Below are 20,094 nucleotides of genomic sequence, written 5' to 3' on the forward strand. Positions count from 1 at the left end.
CTAATTAGTAAAGTTTTCCTAATCAATTTCTATTAATCAAACATTTTTGCAGTATTAGAAACTAAAATATTCAGACGATTAAAATCCAACACAATAATAGTGAGTGAGATTTACTATGAAGATGTTTTTGCCAGCAGATTTTAAATTGCCTGCAATGCCACAAGTAGCTCGAGAATGTTTAGTTTACTTATATAATCCTAATGCGGATACGGGAGTACTTGCTAAATCTCTATCTAGGGATATAGCTATTTCTGCTAGCATTTTAAAACTTGCAAACTCAAGTTTATTCTTACTTGGTAGAGGTTCTCCTACTAGCGATTTAAAAACTGCTATTTCTAGAATTGGACATGATAATTTAAGGCAAATTATGGTTCTTCAAGCTTTAGAAAGTACATTTGTTTTTAAAGACTCACTTTCTTTTGAATTTAATAGTTTTATACGACATTGTTCTTTTGTAAGTTTACTTTGTTCAAATTTTGCAAAGAAAATAGCCCCCGATTTTGTCTCAGAAGTGCAGATGGCTGGATTAATGCATGATGTTGGATTAGCTTTAACAGCTAGTTTATTTAACGAAAATTTTACTCAAATGGCTAAGCATTGTCTTGAAAATCAAATAGATTTTGCCGCAACAGAAAGTCAAATGGGATTAGAGCCTCACTCTAAACTGGGTTTTAGAGCTTTAGATAGTTGGGAAATTCCAGAAAAAGTTAAAATTTTAATTTCATATCATGATACTAGAAATATGGAATTAAGAAAAGAATTGCCAGTTGAAACTAATAAATTAATAGATATTTTAATTTTGTCAGATGTCTTAGCGCACAGCTATGGTTTTGGATTTAAAGATTATAAAAGAGACACTAAAATTGAAATGTCAATGCTAAAGAGAATGGAACTAACTCCCGATACTGTCAAGGAAGTTGTAAAAAATGCACTAGAAACGGAATCAGCTATTCAGCCTTCCTAAGGGGTAAAGGAAACATCAATGCCAATTGAGAATTTTAAGCCTGAAGAAAGAGAAAAAATATATGCTATGGCTGAAAATGTTACTGGAAATTGTCAGCAAGGAAGTTATCGTAGAGAAATCATTATTTCAAATGTTCTGCGGCGTGTTCAAGTAAAAAAAGCAGAAAGTCTTGATAAATATCTACAAGAAGCAATTTCAAACGATCAAGAATTTGCTCAATTACTAAGTGCATTTACTATTCACACTACTGAGTGGTTCCGCGAAATGCCGCATTATAAAAAATTTGAAGCTTTATTAGCTGATCGTTTTAAAGGAATAAAAAAATTTCGGATGCAATCAGGTGGTTGTTCTACAGGAGAAGAAGTTTATTCTTTTTGCTTAGTATTAGAAGCTTTTCGCAATGCTCATCCAGGATTTGATTATGATTTCAAAGCTTTTGATATCGATCCTGTTTCAGTTGAAATGGCAAAAAAAGCAATATATCCAATGAAAGATTTTGTGAAAATAGCTCCAAATTATCAAAGTCATTTAAAAAAAATAGATAAAGAAGATACATTTGTTCCAGATCAAAACATCAAAGCTCGTTGTAACTTTTTTACTGATAATTTAGTAAAGTTACAAACTATGCAACCATGTTTTGAAGTGATTGTTTGTCGAAATGTTTTAATTTATTTTACACCTGATAAAGTAAAAGAAATAATTGGTAAATTAGTAATGCGAATTGTGAAAGGTGGTGTTTTAATCATTGGTCATAGTGATAGCGTTGATCCTAAAGCATTTAATTTAAAATCATTGGGTAATTCCATGTATGAAAAGCTATAAATTAGCTAAATTTTGCTAATCTTGTTTGTTTTTTAATCTGAATTGCTACGCCAATCTTGTTTAGTTATTAATCTTGCACCTCTTCCAAATGTGAGATAAGACCATATCCATTGACACAATACAAAAAATTTATTTCGAAAACCAATTAAGTATAGGATATGAACAAAAAGCCAGGCGAGCCATGCAATTTTTCCACGCATTTTTATTCCTGAATATTCTGATATAGCCCTTCCTTTTCCAATAGTTGCCATAGTTCCTTTATCAAAATAAATAAAAGGTAAGAGATCTTTTTTATTAAGCGCTCTGCAAATATTTTTTGCTGTATGGATTCCTTGCTGAATAGCAACTGGAGCTAAACCGGGCAAAGGTTTATTAAATTTATCTTTGCAATGGCTTTGATCTCCTATCACAAAAATATATGGGTATTTTTTAATATTTAAAGAGTCTTCAACAATAACTCTACCTACTGAATCTAGGGGAGTATTTAAATATTTTCCAGTTTTTGAAGGTTGAACACCGGCAGCCCAGATGACTGTTTTAGCAGGAATTAATGTTTCACCTAACCAAACGCCATCTGCAGAAATTTTATCCACTCTTTTATTTAATATGATAGTAGCCCCAATTTGTTCTAAGTCTTCTTTGGCTTTATTTGATAGTGTTTCAGAAAATGATGCTAGTATTCTTTGACCTGCTTCTATTAAAATAACTTTCGTTTTTTTAGGGTCTATTTTTTTGAATTCATTATTTAGGGTATGGTAAGCAATTTCACACAAAGATCCACTTAATTCGACACCAGTTGGTCCTCCTCCAACAACAATAAAGGTAAGATATTTCTCTTGATCCTTTTCACTATCCAATTGCTCAGCAATTTCAAATGCTGTTAATACACGACGTCTAATTTCAGTTGCTTGTTCAATAGTTTTCATACCAGGAGCAAATTGTTCCCATTCATTTCTCCCAAAATAACTATGACTGGCACCACAAGCTAGAACTAAATAATCAAATGATATTTTTTTAAATTCAGTTTCAATAAATTTTTCTTCAGGATTAATAGCAATGACTTCACCAAGATTGATTTCAATATTATCGTACTTTGCAAGAATTGATCTAATTGGTGAAGCAATTTCGGCAGGGCTCAATCCTGCCATGGCAACTTGATATAAAAGTGGTTGAAATAGATGATAATTGTTTTTATCTAAAATTGTGATCCGAATTCCTGCTAAATTTCCTAATTTTTTTGCTGTATTAATTCCTGCAAAACCAGCACCAACAATGACTATGTGAGCAGAAGTGCTTTTATTTTTCATTTTTTGTTCCTTTTTTGTGCAGAATAAGATTTAACTGGCAAGCTGTTTTACTTCAGTTTGCTTTCACTATAATTTTATATTAGTCCAGATTTGGTTTTTATATTATCTGAGGTAAAAATGACTTTGAAAAATGAAGTTGGATTTTTAGAAGTGATTTGCGGATGCATGTTTAGCGGCAAAACTGAAGAATTGCTTAGAGTTCTTAAAAGATCGCTCATCTCAAAGCAAAAAATTTTAGTTTTTAAGCATGCTTCAGATATTAGATATTCAACCCAAGAAATTTGTAGTCATAATGGACAAAAAATTTCAGCGCATCTTATTGAAAACACAAGTGAGATTTTTAAATTTGATCTGTCTGATATTGATGTTGTCGGTATTGATGAAGTTCAGTTTTTTAATGCAAATGTTATTGAAGATATTGAAAAATTATTAGCAAAAAAAATAAGAGTCGTAGTAGCTGGCTTGGATTTAGACTATCGAAAAAAACCTTTTGGTTATATGCCACAACTTTTAGCTATGGCTAATAAAATTACTAAATTAACTGCGATTTGTGCACAGTGTGGTAACGATGCTTTTTATAGTCAACGTTTAAATGATACTAAACAATTGGTGTTAGTTGGAGCGACTGATTATTATGAACCTAGATGTGCTTTGCACCATTACATCCCAGAAAATAATATTATTTAGAAAAGAACTTTAATTAGAATAAAATATTGAGCAAAATTCTTTAATAAGTTGAATGCTTTGAGCTCTATTTAGACGAGGATCACAATAAGTTTCATAATTTAAATGTAAATCTTGTTCTTGTAAGTTACATTCCCCGCCTGTGCATTCAGTTACATCTTTATAAGTTAGTTCTAAATGAATTCCTGCTAAATTAGAGTTTATCTTTTTATGTATTTCAATAGTATTTTTTAATTCATTTAATATGTTATTAAAATTTCTTGTTTTATATCCTGATTCAGATTTATACGAATTTCCATGCATTGGGTCACTAATCCAAGTAACATTTAATTGTTGTTTTTTAATAGCAAAAATAATTTCGAGTAAATTTTCTAAAGCAGGTGAATCACCAAATCTTGTTATTAAACTTATTTTCCCAGGGCAATTTCTAGGGTTCAAAATCCGAAGAAGTTCAACTACTTCAGTTGCTTTCGCATTAGGTCCAATTTTAATTCCTATATGATTTCCGATTCCTTTAAGAAATTCAACATGAGCACCATTTATTTCGCGAGTTCTTTCCCCCAACCAAAGAGTATGAGCAGAATAATTAAACCATTCGTTAGCAAAATTTGAATAGTGTGTTAGTGATGATTCATAATGTAACAAAAGGGCTTCATGGGAATAAAATATATTACACTTTTTAATTCTATTAATCCATTCAGCAGTTTGTTTCGCCTTTTCATATGCAATAATTAATCTTTTAGGATCTGGAGAACGTTCAATTTCTGAATAATGAATAGAATTTATAATATCACCACGATAGGATAATATCTTAGAATTATTTTTAAATTCAAATTGTTCAGTTCGTGGTTTGGCGTATTGTCCTGCAATTCTACCAATTAAAACTACTTTCTTTTTTAAATTTTCTTCAAGTATATTGCAAAGATATTCTAAATGAGAAATTCTATTTTTAACATCATCTAAATTACAACTTTCAAAAGTCTCTGCACAATCTCCTGCCTGCAAAATAAATATGTTACCTTTTTCTGCTTCTGAATAAAGATTTTTTAAATACATAATATCTTCATCAAAGACTATTTTTTCAGAGTTCTTTAAATAATTCATTGATTCTTTTAAAGATAATTCATTCTTGTAATAAGGAATTTGTTTTTGAAAACAAAGTTTCCAACTCTCAGGATGCCAGTTAGGAAAATAAAAATTTTCATTATTGATCGAAGTCATGAATTACCTTTTGATTAAAGAAACTTATTGTATAAAATTGAATCCAGCACCTAAGATTAAAATAAATCCCAAAATTAATCTATACCAAGCAAAAATTAGAGTAGATCTCTTTTCTAAATATTTCATAAGTCCAAAAACAGCCAAAAATGCCGCGATAGAAGCTGTAATAATGCCAACAGTGAGAACACTCCAGCCATAGGTTGAAAGTCCTGCATTGTGCATTTCATGAATTTGTTTTAATCCTGCAGCAACAATAACTGGGACTCCTAAAATAAAAGAAAAAGCAGCAGCTGTTTCTCTTTTTAGACCTAAAAATAATCCGGCCGTAATGGTTGCTCCAGAACGTGAAACTCCTGGAATCAAAGCAGCTACTTGTGCTAGTCCAACAATTATGCAGTCTTTAAATGTTAGACGTTTAAAATCTCTTTCATGTTTACAAACTTTTTCTGCTATAATAAATAAAGCTCCCATAAAAATACATGCAGCTCCAATAACATACAAAGATCTTAAAGGTGAATTAGGAGAATTTAAAATAGATTTTAAAAGCAATCCCATCACACCTACAGGAATGGTTCCTATAATAATTCCAATCCCAAGTCTAAATTCAGTAGAAGAAAAATTTCGTGTTTTAATACTTTTTAATGTCCCCGAAAAGATATTCCAAATTTCTGTTCTGAAATAAATCATAACAGCAAAAAAACTTGCTAATTGCACAGCTCCTGTAAAAGGTGTTCCTGGATCTTGCCAACCTAGAAAAGCCGGTACTATTCGCAAATGCGCTGTACTACTTATCGGTAGTAATTCTGTTATACCTTGTACTATTCCTAGAATAATTATTTTAAAATATCCCAAATCAACAAATCCACAATCTATCAGATGTCCATGCACTGGAATAGGGCATGCAAGTGCCATAATAATTCTCCTTTAGAAAAAGTTGCACAATAGAAATAGATACCATATCGTTCCTTGAAGGCCACAAAGTGGTCAGTATATTTTAATTAAGCCCGTCTTTTAATTTAAATTTGACGGGTTCTTTTTTGGAATTAATTTTTTTTATGGAGATATGTAAATGAGCGAAATTCAACGCACATTGCTTGGACAAATCCAAGAAAAGTTTGAACCTATTCGGAGGTATCTTTGACACTCCATTAAAAAGAAAACGAATTTTAGAAATTGAAGCTGAAAGTAATAGTGATCCTAATTTTTGGAATGATAGAAGAAAATCTTCTACCCTCTTAAAAGAAAAGAAAAATTTAGAAGATGCCATCACATCATGCGAAACTTTAATTAAAAAATTTGCTGATACATTGGTTGCTATTGAATTTGGAGAAGAGGGTGACGAGCAATCCATTAAAGAAGCCGATGAATCTTTGCAAGATCTTACTTCAGAAGTAAATGAGCTAGAAACAAAACGTTTATTGTCAGGCGAAACTGATCGCAATAGCGCCATTTTAACAATTAATGCTGGAGCTGGTGGAACTGAAGCGTGCGATTGGGCGCAGATGATCCTGCGGATGATGCTAAGGTTTTGTGATAGAAAAAGATTTAAAGCTGAAGTTGTTGATGAACTAGAAGGTGATGGGGCAGGAATAAAAAATGCAACTGTTACTATAGAAGGTGATTTTGCTTATGGCATTCTAAAGTCGGAAAACGGTGTGCATCGTCTGGTGCGTATTTCTCCCTTCGATTCCAATGCACGCAGGCACACATCTTTTTGTTCCGTATATGTCAGTCCCATTATTGATGATGATATTCAAATAGATATCAAAGAAAGTGATTTGAAAGTTGATACTTATCGAGCAGGTGGTGCTGGAGGTCAGCATGTCAACAGAACGGATTCTGCTGTGCGTATGACGCACTTACCCACTGGAATTGTTGTGCAAAGCCAGCAACAAAGAAGCCAAATTCAAAATCGTGAAACATGTTTAAAACTTTTAAAAGCAAAACTGTATGAAGTTGAAATATCAAAAAGACAAGCGGAATCAAAAGCTATTGAAGAAGCAAAAATGGATAATGCTTTTGGCTCACAAATTCGATCTTATGTATTACATCCTTATAAATTAGTAAAAGATGTAAGAACTCTGGCTCAAAGTAGTGATCCTAATACAGTTCTTGATGGTGATATTGAAGAGTTTTGTTTAGAGTATTTAAGGCAAAATGCTGCTGGTCAGTTTAAAGGTAAAGGTGGATCTGATGATTCAGATTCAATTTAATATTTGAGGTTTATATGTCGTTGCAACAAGAATTAGAAGAAGTCATTTTAACAGTACCTGATTTCCCAAAAAAAGGAGTCAGCTTCAAAGATATCAATCCTTTATTTAAAAATCCTGTTGTGATGAAAAAAGTTATTCAAGAAATGGCTATTTATGCAAAGGAAGTGAAAGCACAACATATCGTTGGAATTGAAAGTCGAGGGTTCTTTTTTGGTATTCCTTTGGCGCTAGAATTAAATATCCCTTTTGTTGCTGCCAGAAAAAAAGGTAAACTTCCAGGGGACGTTATTTCTCAAGAATATTTATTAGAATATGGAACTGATTGTATAGAAATTCAAAAAAATTCTATTCTCATAAATGAAAAATATCTCATTGTGGATGACGTAATTGCTACTGGGGGTACTGCAAAAGCTACAGCTGAAATAATTAAAAAAGGTGGAGCTGAAGTTTGCGGTTTTTCTTTCCTGATTGAGTTATTATTTTTAAATGGAAAAAATTTAATTTTACCAAGTAGTTCAAACATTCAAAGTTTATTAAAATATTCTTAATTAAAGTATTTCACTAATTCTTTTAAAATATCTTCCATTTCAAAAGGCTTTTCAAATATTTTTTTGATGTTTAGTTCTTTTTCTTTACTAGAATCTAATTCATTTTGACCTGAACAAATAAATAAAATGGGCTTTTCTTTTTTTAGTGTTAATAGATCTTTTGCAAGGGATATGCCATCCCCTTTGGGCATTTTTACATCGGAAATTACACAATGAATTTTTTCATTTTGGACAATTTTAAATGCGTCTTTCCCATTATCTGCTTCAAAGATTTTCGCTTTTGTTTTTAAAGTAATCAATTCGCTTAATACTTCTCTCATCAATTCATCATCGTCAACTATCAAAATATTAATGTGATTTAAATTTAACAAAGTAACTCCTTTTCATTGCTAATATACACTGGGTAATTCAATTATAAATGTCGTATTTTTGTTGGAACGGTCATAATATAGTTTTCCATTGTGCATTTCTATTATTCTTTTTGAAATACTTAAGCCTAAGCCAGTTCCCTTACCGACTTGTTTTGTAGTGAAAAAAGGGTTCATAAGTTTGTCTATTATATTTTCTGGAATACCGTTTCCACTATCTGTAAATTGAAGAATTAAAGTATTTTCTTTTTTTGTAACAGTTATATTTATCCATTTTTCTGCATAATTATTAATAGCATCTATTGAATTATTAATTAAGTTAAGAAAAACTTGGCATAATTCAGCTTCTTTGCCAAAAGTAAATAAATTCTCACTGGTTTGAATGCTTAATTGTATACCGTTGTTTGTAATTTTTTCTTGACATAAATCTAAAGAAGATTGAAGAATATTATTTAAAGAAATTTTGTCATAGTTATCTTTCTCTGAATTTCTTGTATACATTTTTAAGCTTTTTACTATGCGTGCAATTTTTTGGGTTGTTGCTTCAATTTTTGTGATATCACTTACTAATTTATCAATTTCTAAATTATTTTCAGTAAGTTTATTTTTAATTGAATAAGATTTCATGATTATAACAGATAAAGGAGTATTTATTTCGTGAGCTATATTTGCAGCCATTTCTCCTAATTGTGAAAATTTTGATGTATACAGCATCTGTTCTTTTTGCTCATTTATTATTTTTTGAATTTCAATTTCATGGGTTAAATCTTCTGCTGTAAATAAATAGCCAATTATATTTTCAAACTGGTCGTAAATTGAAGATACAAGAACTTTTACAAAGAATTTTTCTCCATCTTTTCTAACAAAAGTAGATTGAGAAATGTTTTGTTTTTTTACATTTAAAATAAAATACTCAAAAGAATTTAGTTTTTTATCTGAAACAATAGCAAGGTTTGTCTGATCATTTTTTTTATCTGAAGATAGTAGAATTTCAGAATTTTTTCCATGATATTGATTTGCTATTTTCTCTAATTCATCTTTATCATAAAAAATTAATGGAGATTCTTTTCCAATAACATCTGTTGACTTATATTGAAGAGAATTTTCAGCAGATTTATTAAAAGATAATATTTTACCTGCATTGTCAGTTGAAATAATTAAATAGTTGGAAGAGTTAATGACTCCTTTAAACCAAGATTCCTTTTGATAAAGCATTTTGTTTTTTAAAACAATTAGATTAATAAATTTATTAGTGGAATATATAATAATAATATTAATTATTATATATAAAAGAACTAAAAGATATATGTAACTCATTACTTTACTGGTATTTGCGGTGAGTATTATTTTCCAATTATAACCACCTATTTTTTTTGTTACTTGGTAACTATTTTTATATAATATGCTTTCAGATATATATTTAGAAAATCCACCAGTATAAATAAGATCTGATTTATCAAATTCAATCTGTATTTTTACATTGTTTGGTAATTTATTGTCTAATTCTTGAAGAAACTTATCCAATACAATCGTAGTAAAAGCCCATCCTTTTAAAAAATATCTTGGATTTTTCCCTTTTGGATCAAAAATTGGTAGTAAAGCGTAAAAACCTAAGCTTTTTTCATATTGTTGGGATAGATTAACTGGTCTTGTTAACGTAAACTCATTTTTTAACGCGGCTGTCAACGCAGCTTCTTTGCGAAAATTGTCATAAGAAATATCTAGCCATTTTAAATCAAGATTTGCATCAGGTGGTTCTACCAATTCTATAATCATGTGTTCATCTGTTTTTACTTTTGGATAAATTTCTGAAATTTTATTTTCTTTGATGTAACTTTGTAAGTCTTTATCATATATAAGCCTGATAAAACCTATGCCCAGTGAACCTTTAAAATTTTTTTTAAAATCTATTGTATTAGTATAAAGTTCAAAATCTTCATTACTTATATTGTTTTTAATACTATATATTCCTTGAATATTTTTTAAATTAATATTATACTTAGATAACGTCATAGTTATCGATTCAGATATATCTTTTGTTAATTCTTTAACTATTAGCTCTTCAGAACGGATATATTTTAAATAAAAATTATAAAAAATAACTGTATTAATTATTATACCAATTGATAAAGATATGGATTTAATAGGAGACATTTTTTACCTGCAAAGATTATTTTGTATTTTAGGATTAAAAACACTATTTTGTCAATTTTAGTAAAATGTATTTGTGGGAAAATTTTTCATTTTATAAAAAAATTAAAAAAATGTAACTAATTAAATTTTTGAATGAGAATAATTTTCAATATTAATGTCAAAAAACCGCCATTTATGATTATAATTTAGCAAAAAAATACAGCATTTATTCTTGTAAATGCATACCATTTTATGAAATATTTATGCTTGATTTGTGCTTTATTGTTTTTTCTTAAAATTGCACACGGAGTGATGAATGAGTTTGGAAAAGTTTCGCTATGATGATGGCATAGTAAAAAAATTCATAGCAGCAATGCTAATTTGGGGTATTGTTGGGATGTTGGTTGGAGTCATAATTGCCATCCAATTATTTTATAGACCTTTTAACTTTGATTTGCCTTGGTTAACTTTTGGACGCTTACGGCCATTGCATACCAACGCTGTTATTTTTGCATTCTGTTTAAATGGTGTCTTTGCTGGAATTTATCATTCTTCTCAACGTCTTTTAAAAACAAGAATGTTTAGTGATATTCTGTCAAATATTCATTTTTGGGGTTGGCAATTAATTATTGTTCTTGCTGCTATTACTCTTCCTTTGGGATTATCTACATCCAAGGAGTACGCTGAGTTGGAATGGCCTATTGCAATTTTGATTGCGTTAATTTGGGTCATTTTTGCAATTAATTTCTTTCTCACAATAGCGATTAGAAGAGAAAAAATTCTTTATGTTTCAATTTGGTTTTATATTGCAACAATAATTACAGTTGCTCTACTTCATATAGTAAATCATATTTCTTTACCTGTAACTTTCTTAAAAAGTTATAGTGCTTTTTCTGGAGTTAGAGATGCGTTAGTTCAGTGGTGGTATGGGCACAATGCTGTTGCGTTTGTCCTTACAACCCCATTTTTGGGGCTAGGTTATTACTATGTACCCAAATTAGTAAATAGACCTATATATTCTTATCGTTTATCTATTATTCATTTTTGGTCGCTTATTTTTATCTATATGTGGGCAGGCCCACACCACTTACAGTACACTGCACTTCCTGAATGGATTCAATCCCTTGGAGTAGTTTTTTCTGTAATGTTAATAGCTCCTTCTTGGGGTGGCGCAATTAATTTTATTTTAACAATAAAATCTGCGTGGAAAGAAATTAAATCACATCCATCCACTAAATTTTTATTGGCTGGCGCTATTTTTTATCTATGTGCAACTTTAGAAGGACCTATACTTTCATTTAAATCTGTAAACAGAGTTATGCACTATACGGATTGGATTATAGGACATGTGCATGTGGGTGCTTTAGGATGGAATGGTTATATTCTATTTGCTATGCTTTACTGGCTAGTTCCATCTATTTATAAAACTGAATTGCAATATAAAAAATTGGCGAACGCTCACTTTTGGATCTCTTTTATAGGAATTCTTATTTATTGTATTCCTATGTATATCGCTGGGGCAATGCTTGGTTTTATGCGGGAAAGTGTTACCGATAATGTGTTAACTTATCCAAATTTCATGGAAATGGTAAACAAAATTCTACCATATTATCAAATAAGAGCCATTGGTGGAACTCTGTATTTAGTTGGAATTATAATTGGTACATATGTAATTTATAAAACAATAAGAAAAGCTGGAAAAGTTCCAGATACTTTAGCAGAAGCGCATAGTTTCTCAACGATTGAACATAAAAAAACTGTATATGGAACGGTGCAAAAAGCAGCCGAAAATTTAGGGCTTGTCATGGGAATGCTTACTCTTATTGCTGTTTCCATTGGTGGTATTGTGCAAATTCTTCCCTTACTAATTAATCATTCTACAGAAGAAAAAATTGTAACTTTAAAACCATATACTCCTTTAGAAATTGAAGGCCGTGATATTTATATTCGAGAAGGATGTAATAATTGTCATTCACAAATGATCAGAACTTTTAAAGAAGAAGAAATGCGCTATGGACCATATTCCCGTGCAGGTGAATTTGAGTATGACTTTCCACATCTTTGGGGATCAAAGACAACTGGACCAGATCTACAAAAGTTAGGAAAAAAATACGGAGATATTTGGCACTATAAACATATGGATGATCCAACTAGTATGACTCCAAATAGTACTATGCCAAAATATGATTGGCTACTAAAAGATCGTTTAGATACATCATACACGATTGATAAATTAAAAGTTATGGCAAAATTGGGAGTACCATATACTCAAGAAGATATTAATAATGCTGAATCAAACTTAAAGAAGCAAGCTGAAAAAATAGCTACTGGTCTTCAAGAGCAAGGAATCAACGCTAATAAAAATGCTGAAATAATTGCCTTAATTGCTTACTTGCAAAGATTAGGAATTGATGGACGCGAAGCATTAGAACCTTCGACTAAAAAAACTGAGGGGAAATAATGCTGAGTGAATTAGCTTCAGATCATGGTGAAATTATTGTTACGATTGGAGTCTTTTTTGTAACCTTTATATTATTTATTTTTTGGTTAATTTGGTCAAATGTAGTTAGTAAAAGTTATATTAAGCATTGTGAGGATATGACAAAAAATGACGAATGATAATAATAAAAACGAAAATGAGAAAAATAATAAGCTTTTAGATCATGATTTTGATGGGATTAAAGAATATGACAATCCAACGCCAATTTGGTTTCAAATATTATTTTATGGAACGATCATATTTTCAGCAATTTATTTATTTTACTATCACATTTATAAAAACGGACATCCGTTAAAAGATGAATATCTTGCTTCTGTTGGGCAAAATAATACCAATGCAAACAATGGAAGTGGAGATTTTAATTATGCCCAAAATATAACAAATAAAGAAATGATAGAGCTTGGAAAACAAGCTTATGCTACAAATTGTGCATCATGTCATGGTTTAAAAGGTGAAGGTGGAGTTGGTCCTAACTTAACAGACAATTATTGGATAGTAGATAATACATATTCAGCAGTTGAGAAAGTCATAGATATTGGAGTTCCTGAAAAGGGAATGCCAGGTTGGAAAACAATACTTGGTGATAAAAAAGTTAAAGCTTTAGTGATCTACATAGCAAGTATTCAAGGAACTAATCCCCCAAATCCAAAAAAACCTGAAGGAAAAGAAGGTAAGTTACATTAATGGCATTCCACTTCTGTTCCATTAGTGTTCTGAATTTTATTTTCACTTGAGTGGAAGTATCCTCCTCTTAATAATGCAATGAAAGCAATGATGCATAAAATAAATACAGTAAAATATTTGTAAAAATTTGGATTTCTTTTTGAAAATAAAAGAATTAATCCTTTGCTTCCAATTAAAATGGGTGAAGTTGCGCAGGCAAAAGCCAGCATCCCAGCAGCACTTAACCATGGATTTGCAAAAGTAGCGCTCATCAATATGGCGCTATATAAAAATCCACAAGGGAGTAAAGCTGTTATAATACCTAAAGTAGCAGCTTGGGACAGTGGAGAATATCTGTTTATGAAAATTACAATTTTTTGTGCTTTATTTGTAAAAATATTTATAGGTTTAAGAAGAAAAAAAATTTGGATAAAGCAAATGGTTACAACAATAAGAGCAATTTTTTTTGCAGAAAGATTAAAAAAATCTTTCAATAAAAAAGTTCCTAAATATCCAGAAATAAGTCCAATTATGGTATAACTTATTCCTCTGCTGACAAAGTATTGCCAAGTTTTTTTTTGGCATGATGCAACTAATGGAGAACACATGCCTAAACAATGAAGAGATCCTGAAAAACCAAAAGCTGCAATTGATATCATAGGGACAAAAATGTTTACAAAATTATTCATAAAAAAAGACTCCAGTAATAACGAGAACAAGAATATTGTAACACAAAATTTATCTGCAAAGGAAGTCTTATGTTTGAATGAGTTTGAAGATAAATGTATGCACTGTAAAAAAAAATTCATAAAAATAAAATTAAATCAAATATTTTGTTGCAAAGGTTGTGCAGGAGTTTATCAATTTTTAATTTCAAATGATTTGCAAAAATATTATGAAATAATGAAAAAAGTTGGAGAAAGTCCATCTTCCGCTGAAGAGTATTCATTATCTCACTACAATATTTATGAAGACGAAAATATAAATACGATATTTAAATTTGATAAAAATACTTGGGGATTTTTTGTACCAGAAATAAAGTGCGCTGCATGCATTTGGTTAATAGAAAAATCACTTGGAAAGATTGAAGAAATAGAAAATATTAATATTAATTTGCTTGAAAAAACAGTTACTTTTGTAAATATAAAGAATTCAGCAAGTAATCTTAAAAATGCGGCAATGTTATTGACTAAAATTGGCTATAATCCTCTCCCTCTTCCTTTTTTATCTTCAAAACAATTTAGATCAAAATATGAAAAGGAAAGATTAAAAGATATAGGAATTTCTGGATTTGCATTTGGAAATGTAATGATTTTTGCAGCAAGTTCTTATTTTGGAAAATTTTTTGGTATTGATGAGAAAATTAATACGGTATTTATATTAATTAGTATGATTATCTCTTTACCTGCAACTTTTTACGCAGGAAGAAGTTTTTTTCTAAATTCCTTTCAGGCATTAAAAAATAAAAAAATACATATAGACACAACAATTTCATTTGCATTAATTATAACTTTAGGAATTAGTGTCTATGAAACTTTTTTAAATACAACTAGAGTGTATTTTGATACTATAACTGGCTTAGTTTTTCTCCTTTTAGTAGGTAGATATTTTCATGAAAAAGCAATCCATAAAGCCAAAGAGCTTGGTGAATCAATGAAAAATATATTACCAATTGAAGCATTCTCTATAAATAAAGGGGATCAAGTTTTAATTCCTAAAGGATCAATATTTTTAGCAGATGGCATTATATTAGAAGGAGAAACTGAAGTTAATCAATCTTCATTAACAGGTGAAGAAATGCCAGTGGTTAAAAAGGAAAATGATTTTGTAATAGCTGGTTCACAAAATATTCTAAATCCTGTTAAAATATTGGCGCAAAAAACAGGTAATGAAACATGGATTTCAAGTTTAGAAACATTAATTTGTCAAGCAAAAAATAATAAATCAAATGTCGAAACATTAATAGAAAAAATATTACCTATTTTTACTTTATCAATTATCTTTATTTCTGTACTATCTTTTTTGTATTGGATATTTATTTCTTTTGAAAAAGCTTTAGATGTATTGGTTGCTATACTAGTAATTTCTTGTCCTTGTGCATTAGCTCTGGCAACCCCATTGCTAATGTCTTCAACTCTAAAAGTATTTTGGAAAATTGGGGCAATTGTTAAGACGCAAAATGCAATTGAAACTTTGCCAGAAATAGATACCGTTATCTTTGATAAGACTGGAACTTTAACAAGTGGCGAATTAAAAGTTCTTGAAATAGAATTTTTAAATTTAAAGGTTAGTGATGAAATAAGAACTGAAGTTCTTTCAGCATTTTATTCACTAGCAAAGCAATCTGTCCATTTAGTATCAAAAGCAATAGTTAATTATTTCCAAATGGAAAAATTCCTGTCTGTTGACTTAAAAAATGTAAATGAACTAGCTGGGCGAGGAATAGTTGGGAATTTAAACAATGGAATTGAAATTAAGATTGGAAATTTAAAATTTGTAAAACCAGAAGTGCAAGATACAGAAAAAAGATTTTGTGTTTATGGTAAATATGAAAATGTTTATGTGAAATTTTTAATTTCAGAGCAAATTAAAAATGGCGCTAAAGAATTAATAGATTATTTGTTTTTGAATAAAATATCTTGTTACATCTTATCAGGTGATAAAGCCTCATCAGTACAAAAAATTGCAGATGGATTAGGAATTAATCACTCACATTGTTATTCAGAGCAATTGCCAGACGAAAAATTAAAAATTTTAGAAGGTTTTCAGTATTCTGGAAAAAAAGTTTTAGCTCTTGGGGATGGGGTCAATGATGCTGCAATGTTAGCAAAAGCGCATGTTGGAATTGCTTCGCATGGTGGAACAGATGTTGCATTGCACTGTGCAGATATTTTTCTTCGTAAACCGAATTTGTTTTTAGTAAAAAATATATTTGAAATAAGCAAAAGCACAAAAAGGACGTTAAAAATTTTAATTTTGGTTAGCTTAGTTTATAATTTTGTTGCAATATTGTTTGCAGTTTTTGGCTTTGTTGATCCTCTTTTTGCGGCTTTATTCATGCCTATATCATCACTTTCTGTGTTTTTAATTGTTTATTTTAGAAAGGCCCATATAGCATGAGCGTTGTCATTTATTTAGCAATTTTTATGATATTTGTTGGTGCATTTTTTCTGGTTATTTTTTTATTTGCCGTAAAAAATGGTCAATTTGATGATTTAGAGTCTCCTGCACATAAAATTTTACTTGATGATGATATCGAAGAAGCGGATAAAAAACAGGTCATCCAAAAATCAGATAAAAAACATGAGTAATTATAGTAAGTTAATAACTAGTTGAAAATATCTTGTTTTTCTTTTTTAACTATGCGAGAAGTCATTAATGCAAATAAATTGCATTAATGACTTCTCGGAGCATCTTATGGAAAATACTATTAAAAAAATTCCTGTGACACTTTTGTCTGGCTTTTTAGGTTCAGGAAAAACAACCTTACTAAAGCAAATTCTTACAAATAAAAATAATTTAAAAGTTGCAGTAATTGTAAATGATATGGCTGAATCGAACATTGATGCCATGCTGATTCATACTGGTGAAACAAAATTGCTTAGAAAAGAAGAAACTTTAGTTGAAATGAGCAACGGTTGTATCTGCTGCACTTTGCGTGAAGACTTGCTTATTGAAATCATGAAACTGGCTAAAGAAGATAAATATGATCAAATTATTATTGAGTCTACTGGAATATCAGAACCTTTGCCTGTGGCAGAAACATTTACATTTAAAGATGAAAATGGAGTATCATTATCTGATTTTGCATATTTAGATGCCTGTATTACAGTTGTAGATGCAAAAAATTTTCTAGAAGAATATTGCCGCTCACAAAGCCTTTTTTCTAGACAATTAACTGAAGTTGAAGATGAAAGAAATATTTCAAATTTATTAGCAGATCAAGTAGAGTTTTCCAATATAATTTTAGTTAATAAGGTAGATTTGGTGTCTGATGATGAAGAAAAAGAACTGATCTCAATCTTAAAGCAAATGAATACTAAAGCAAAGTTATATTCTACAACTAATTGTGAAATATCATTAGATAAAATATTGCAAACAAATTTATTTAATATTTCTGAAGCAGAAGAAAATGAAAATTGGTTGTTAGAAGATAGAGGTAGCCATAATCCTGAAACTTTAGAATATGGAATTTCAAGTTTTGTTTATAAAAATGCTAAACCTTTTGCAAAAGAAAAATTTTGGCAATTTATTGAAAAAGAAACTGATTCAATTTTACGTTCAAAAGGATTTGTTTGGTTTAATGATACACATGAATCGATCCATTTTTGGTCTCAAGCTGGAGCTTCATGTTCTATTGAAGAATATCCTGCTGATGAGCTAGAAAGGTACCAAGAAATTGTATTTATAGGACAAAATTTAGATCATAAAGAAATGATACAAAAATTAGATGCTTGTATTGCGTTATAGTTGCTAACTATAATTCATTTGTAATAAAAAAAATTTTATAATAAGATGAATTTGTTTTGTAATTTTTTGATGGACTAAAAAATGTACGAACTTTTAAAGGTTTATTATAATATGCAATTTAATAAAATTCATCTCGAATTATTTTGGGCATTCGCAATTAATGTTTTTTTCTCAGTAATTTCTATTGTAGTTATTTATTTTTTAACAAAATGGTTCATTTATTTTGTTAAAAAAACAAACGAAAAAGTACAGAAAATAGATCCTACATTACTCCCTATTACTCTCACTGTAATAAAGTATGCCTCTTTTGTAGTTTGCGTTCTTGTCATTTTAAATATTTTTGGGGCAAATACGAATGGGATCATTGCTTTTTTGGGTGCAGCAGGCGTTGGTGTCGCTTTGGCATTGAAAGAAACTTTACAAAATATTGCTTCTGGAATTATGTTAATTTTTTTAAGACCTTTTCAAGTTAACGATTATATAGAATCAAACACAAATATTGGAACAGTCCAAGAAATAAATTTATTTACTACTACATTAAAAACTCCAGATGGACTATTTCTCTTTGTTCCAAATAGTCTTTTATGGAATTCTTCGATAAAGAACTTTACCAGAAATGGTACAAGACGTTTGGATATCAATGTTAGTATTTCGTATGAAAGCGATGCCGAAAAAGCAAGAGAAATTATTCTTAATTTAACTAGATTAGATGGCAGGATTCTAAAAGAACCATCACCTATTATAGTTATTACTGCTTTGAATGAAAGTGCAGTAAATGTTATGTTAAGATGCTGGGTCTTAATTGATAATTATTGGGATGTAAATTATTACTTATATAAAACAATCAAGACTAATTTTGAAGAGCAGGGAATTTCAATTCCTTATCCACAACGTAACGTGAATTTAAAAATTCTGCACGACCCGACCGAACTAGTGAAGTTAAGTAATCAAGCAAATAAATAATTTATAAATTATATAGCAAGTTAAGATGATTTTCGTAAATGTCTTTTACTGATTGATAAGTTTTTCTAAAAGTAGGGAAAGTACCTATAATATCTATGTGATTCCATGTGTCTTTAACACCCAGATAGTTCCAAATACCTGAAGTAACTCCTTCTTTGTCAGAAAAATAAATTTGTTTTTGCTGAAATGGGCCTTGCATACTTATAGTATTTACCATTCCATCATTATCTAACCAATTTTCATCTATATTAATTTTACCGGCAATATTTTGAGTAAAACAACCAATTGCTGCTGTTGGTAAATCTAAAATATTAAAAAATGAATATTTGCAATTGTTAAAAGGATTAGTAATATGTGTTGATTTAGTACCTAAAGCAAAATAATAAACATTAGAATATATTTTTTCTGTTTCATTAAATTCTAAAGCACCTTCAGGACTTAAATCCCATTTACTAATATCTTTTGTACTAAATGCTTTTGAATTAAGAACTTTATTAAAATAATTGGAAAAAGATTCATGCCTATCTCTAGATAATCCCCAATGATCGAGTTTAAAGTCATAAAAAGAATTTTGGGTAATTCCAACTGCTGCGCTAAAAAAAGAAAAAAGAGTTTGGAGAGTTGGGACAAAGACATCTAAGATATTTGTTAGAGAAGTTCCATTATTAGGGGTTGAAATTGTTGTTAAACTAAATACCCAATCTTTGTTTCCAGAAAAAAGTTCATTTCTATTAGCTTGAAAAGTACTTACTTCCTCAGGTGAACCTTCTTTCAATAGTTTAAGAAAAACTCGAATGGTTTGCCCACCTTGACTATGCCCTAACAAATGTATTTTATGAGTCTCATCCCAATTTGCCAAAAGTGGGGTTTGATAACATTTCCCATATCTAGCATGTCCAAATTTTTTAGAATGATACTCTCCATAATCAGCACATGTTCCTTTAAGTTGAGCATATAATTCAATGGCTCTATCATAATTAGAACTTAATGGCCCAACAGAAGCACTTACTACATGAAAATCTTTTGTTTTTAAATCTTCTTGCAAATCATTTAATCCACCCCAATAGTAGAATCCTTTCATTTCTTGTCGACCCCAACCTGTTAGACCATGAACAAAAACTACGGGTAGATGATTTTTTGCAAAACATTTGTTTTGGATAAAAAAAGATAAAAGCAGTAAATAGACAAAAAAACGTTCCATATAGCTTCCCTCTAAAATGAATCCTCTTTGCAAGGAG

At 29.9% G+C, this 20,094-nt stretch carries 19 protein-coding genes; 12 read left to right on the plus strand and 7 right to left on the minus strand.

Annotation, left to right across the window (positions count from 1 at the left end):
- The first annotated feature begins 115 nt into the window (after positions 1–115).
- A complete protein-coding gene (locus tag QEJ31_RS14120; protein WP_280591089.1) occupies positions 116–964 on the plus strand; it encodes an HDOD domain-containing protein in 849 nt (282 codons plus the stop codon).
- An 18-nt stretch (positions 965–982) separates the two neighbouring features.
- Entirely contained in the window at positions 983–1,786 is an 804-nt protein-coding gene (locus QEJ31_RS14125; protein WP_280591090.1) for a CheR family methyltransferase, read from the plus strand.
- 32 nt (positions 1,787–1,818) lie between these two features.
- On the opposite strand, the gene QEJ31_RS14130 is transcribed toward QEJ31_RS14125, so the two are convergent.
- Positions 1,819–3,093, minus strand: coding sequence for an NAD(P)/FAD-dependent oxidoreductase (locus QEJ31_RS14130; RefSeq protein WP_280591091.1), 1,275 nt, complete (start codon positions 3,091–3,093; stop codon positions 1,819–1,821).
- Positions 3,094–3,210: 117 nt separating this feature from the next.
- Between QEJ31_RS14130 and QEJ31_RS14135 the strand changes: the two genes are divergently transcribed.
- Positions 3,211–3,780: a thymidine kinase gene (locus QEJ31_RS14135; protein ID WP_280591093.1), complete on the plus strand. Its 570-nt coding sequence runs from the start codon at positions 3,211–3,213 to the stop codon at positions 3,778–3,780.
- Between the two features lie 9 nt (positions 3,781–3,789).
- On the opposite strand, the gene QEJ31_RS14140 is transcribed toward QEJ31_RS14135, so the two are convergent.
- Together QEJ31_RS14140 and QEJ31_RS14145 are read right to left on the minus strand one after the other, a co-directional pair.
- Positions 3,790–4,998, minus strand: a complete 1,209-nt coding sequence (locus QEJ31_RS14140; protein WP_280591095.1) for a 3-deoxy-7-phosphoheptulonate synthase — start codon at positions 4,996–4,998, stop codon at positions 3,790–3,792.
- Positions 4,999–5,022: 24 nt separating this feature from the next.
- On the minus strand, positions 5,023–5,910 hold the full coding sequence (locus QEJ31_RS14145; protein WP_280591096.1) for an undecaprenyl-diphosphate phosphatase: 888 nt from the start codon (positions 5,908–5,910) through the stop codon (positions 5,023–5,025).
- A 157-nt stretch (positions 5,911–6,067) separates the two neighbouring features.
- Between QEJ31_RS14145 and prfB the strand changes: the two genes are divergently transcribed.
- Positions 6,068–7,211 (plus strand): peptide chain release factor 2 gene (gene prfB / locus QEJ31_RS14150; RefSeq protein ID WP_280591097.1). Its coding sequence is split into 2 segments (ribosomal slippage): positions 6,068–6,127 and positions 6,129–7,211, totalling 1,143 coding nucleotides; the frame shifts between segments, so codons are not numbered across the junction.
- Positions 7,212–7,225: 14 nt separating this feature from the next.
- The gene (locus QEJ31_RS14155; protein ID WP_280591098.1) at positions 7,226–7,759 is read left to right on the plus strand and encodes an adenine phosphoribosyltransferase; all 534 of its coding nucleotides are present in this window, start codon (positions 7,226–7,228) and stop codon (positions 7,757–7,759) included.
- Here QEJ31_RS14155 and QEJ31_RS14160 read toward each other — a convergent pair.
- Positions 7,756–8,130 carry a response regulator gene (locus tag QEJ31_RS14160; RefSeq protein ID WP_280591100.1) on the minus strand — a complete coding sequence of 125 codons (375 nt, stop codon included), beginning with the start codon at positions 8,128–8,130 and terminating at the stop codon, positions 7,756–7,758. The genes QEJ31_RS14155 and QEJ31_RS14160 overlap by 4 nt on opposite strands.
- Positions 8,131–8,148: 18 nt before the next feature.
- Positions 8,149–10,281, minus strand: a complete 2,133-nt coding sequence (locus QEJ31_RS14165; RefSeq protein ID WP_280591102.1) for an ATP-binding protein — start codon at positions 10,279–10,281, stop codon at positions 8,149–8,151.
- A gap of 295 nt (positions 10,282–10,576) precedes the next feature.
- Between QEJ31_RS14165 and ccoN the strand changes: the two genes are divergently transcribed.
- Genes ccoN through QEJ31_RS14180 form a run of 3 tightly spaced genes read left to right on the plus strand, consistent with a single transcriptional unit; the run spans position 10,577 to position 13,444 of the window.
- Positions 10,577–12,721: a cytochrome-c oxidase, cbb3-type subunit I gene (gene ccoN, locus QEJ31_RS14170; RefSeq protein WP_280591104.1), complete on the plus strand. Its 2,145-nt coding sequence runs from the start codon at positions 10,577–10,579 to the stop codon at positions 12,719–12,721.
- The gene (locus QEJ31_RS14175) at positions 12,721–12,879 is read left to right on the plus strand and encodes a hypothetical protein (protein ID WP_280591105.1); all 159 of its coding nucleotides are present in this window, start codon (positions 12,721–12,723) and stop codon (positions 12,877–12,879) included. The genes ccoN and QEJ31_RS14175 overlap by 1 nt, the downstream gene beginning before the upstream one ends.
- On the plus strand, positions 12,869–13,444 hold the full coding sequence (locus QEJ31_RS14180) for a cbb3-type cytochrome c oxidase N-terminal domain-containing protein (protein ID WP_280591106.1): 576 nt from the start codon (positions 12,869–12,871) through the stop codon (positions 13,442–13,444). Before QEJ31_RS14175 ends, QEJ31_RS14180 begins: the two co-directional genes overlap by 11 nt.
- Here QEJ31_RS14180 and QEJ31_RS14185 read toward each other — a convergent pair.
- The gene (locus QEJ31_RS14185) at positions 13,441–14,112 is read right to left on the minus strand and encodes a sulfite exporter TauE/SafE family protein (RefSeq protein ID WP_280591108.1); all 672 of its coding nucleotides are present in this window, start codon (positions 14,110–14,112) and stop codon (positions 13,441–13,443) included. The two genes, QEJ31_RS14180 and QEJ31_RS14185, sit on opposite strands and share 4 nt — an antisense overlap.
- Between QEJ31_RS14185 and QEJ31_RS14190 the strand changes: the two genes are divergently transcribed.
- From QEJ31_RS14190 to QEJ31_RS14205, 4 genes are all read left to right on the plus strand, one after another.
- A complete protein-coding gene (locus QEJ31_RS14190) occupies positions 14,093–16,543 on the plus strand; it encodes a heavy metal translocating P-type ATPase (RefSeq protein ID WP_280591114.1) in 2,451 nt (816 codons plus the stop codon). The genes QEJ31_RS14185 and QEJ31_RS14190 overlap by 20 nt on opposite strands.
- Positions 16,540–16,734, plus strand: coding sequence for a cbb3-type cytochrome oxidase assembly protein CcoS (gene ccoS, locus QEJ31_RS14195; protein WP_280591116.1), 195 nt, complete (start codon positions 16,540–16,542; stop codon positions 16,732–16,734). The genes QEJ31_RS14190 and ccoS overlap by 4 nt, the downstream gene beginning before the upstream one ends.
- 106 nt (positions 16,735–16,840) lie before the next feature.
- Positions 16,841–17,893: a GTP-binding protein gene (locus QEJ31_RS14200; RefSeq protein WP_280591117.1), complete on the plus strand. Its 1,053-nt coding sequence runs from the start codon at positions 16,841–16,843 to the stop codon at positions 17,891–17,893.
- A gap of 111 nt (positions 17,894–18,004) precedes the next feature.
- Positions 18,005–18,856 carry a mechanosensitive ion channel family protein gene (locus QEJ31_RS14205; protein WP_280591118.1) on the plus strand — a complete coding sequence of 284 codons (852 nt, stop codon included), beginning with the start codon at positions 18,005–18,007 and terminating at the stop codon, positions 18,854–18,856.
- A 1-nt stretch (position 18,857) separates the two neighbouring features.
- Here QEJ31_RS14205 and QEJ31_RS14210 read toward each other — a convergent pair whose 3' ends face one another.
- Positions 18,858–20,057 (minus strand): hypothetical protein, encoded by a 1,200-nt coding sequence (locus QEJ31_RS14210; protein WP_280591119.1) that lies wholly within the window; start codon positions 20,055–20,057, stop codon positions 18,858–18,860.
- Between the last annotated feature and the right edge of the window lie 37 nt (positions 20,058–20,094).

It is taken from the genome of Pigmentibacter sp. JX0631 (genome assembly GCF_029873255.1).
Taxonomy (GTDB): domain Bacteria; phylum Bdellovibrionota_B; class Oligoflexia; order Silvanigrellales; family Silvanigrellaceae; genus Silvanigrella.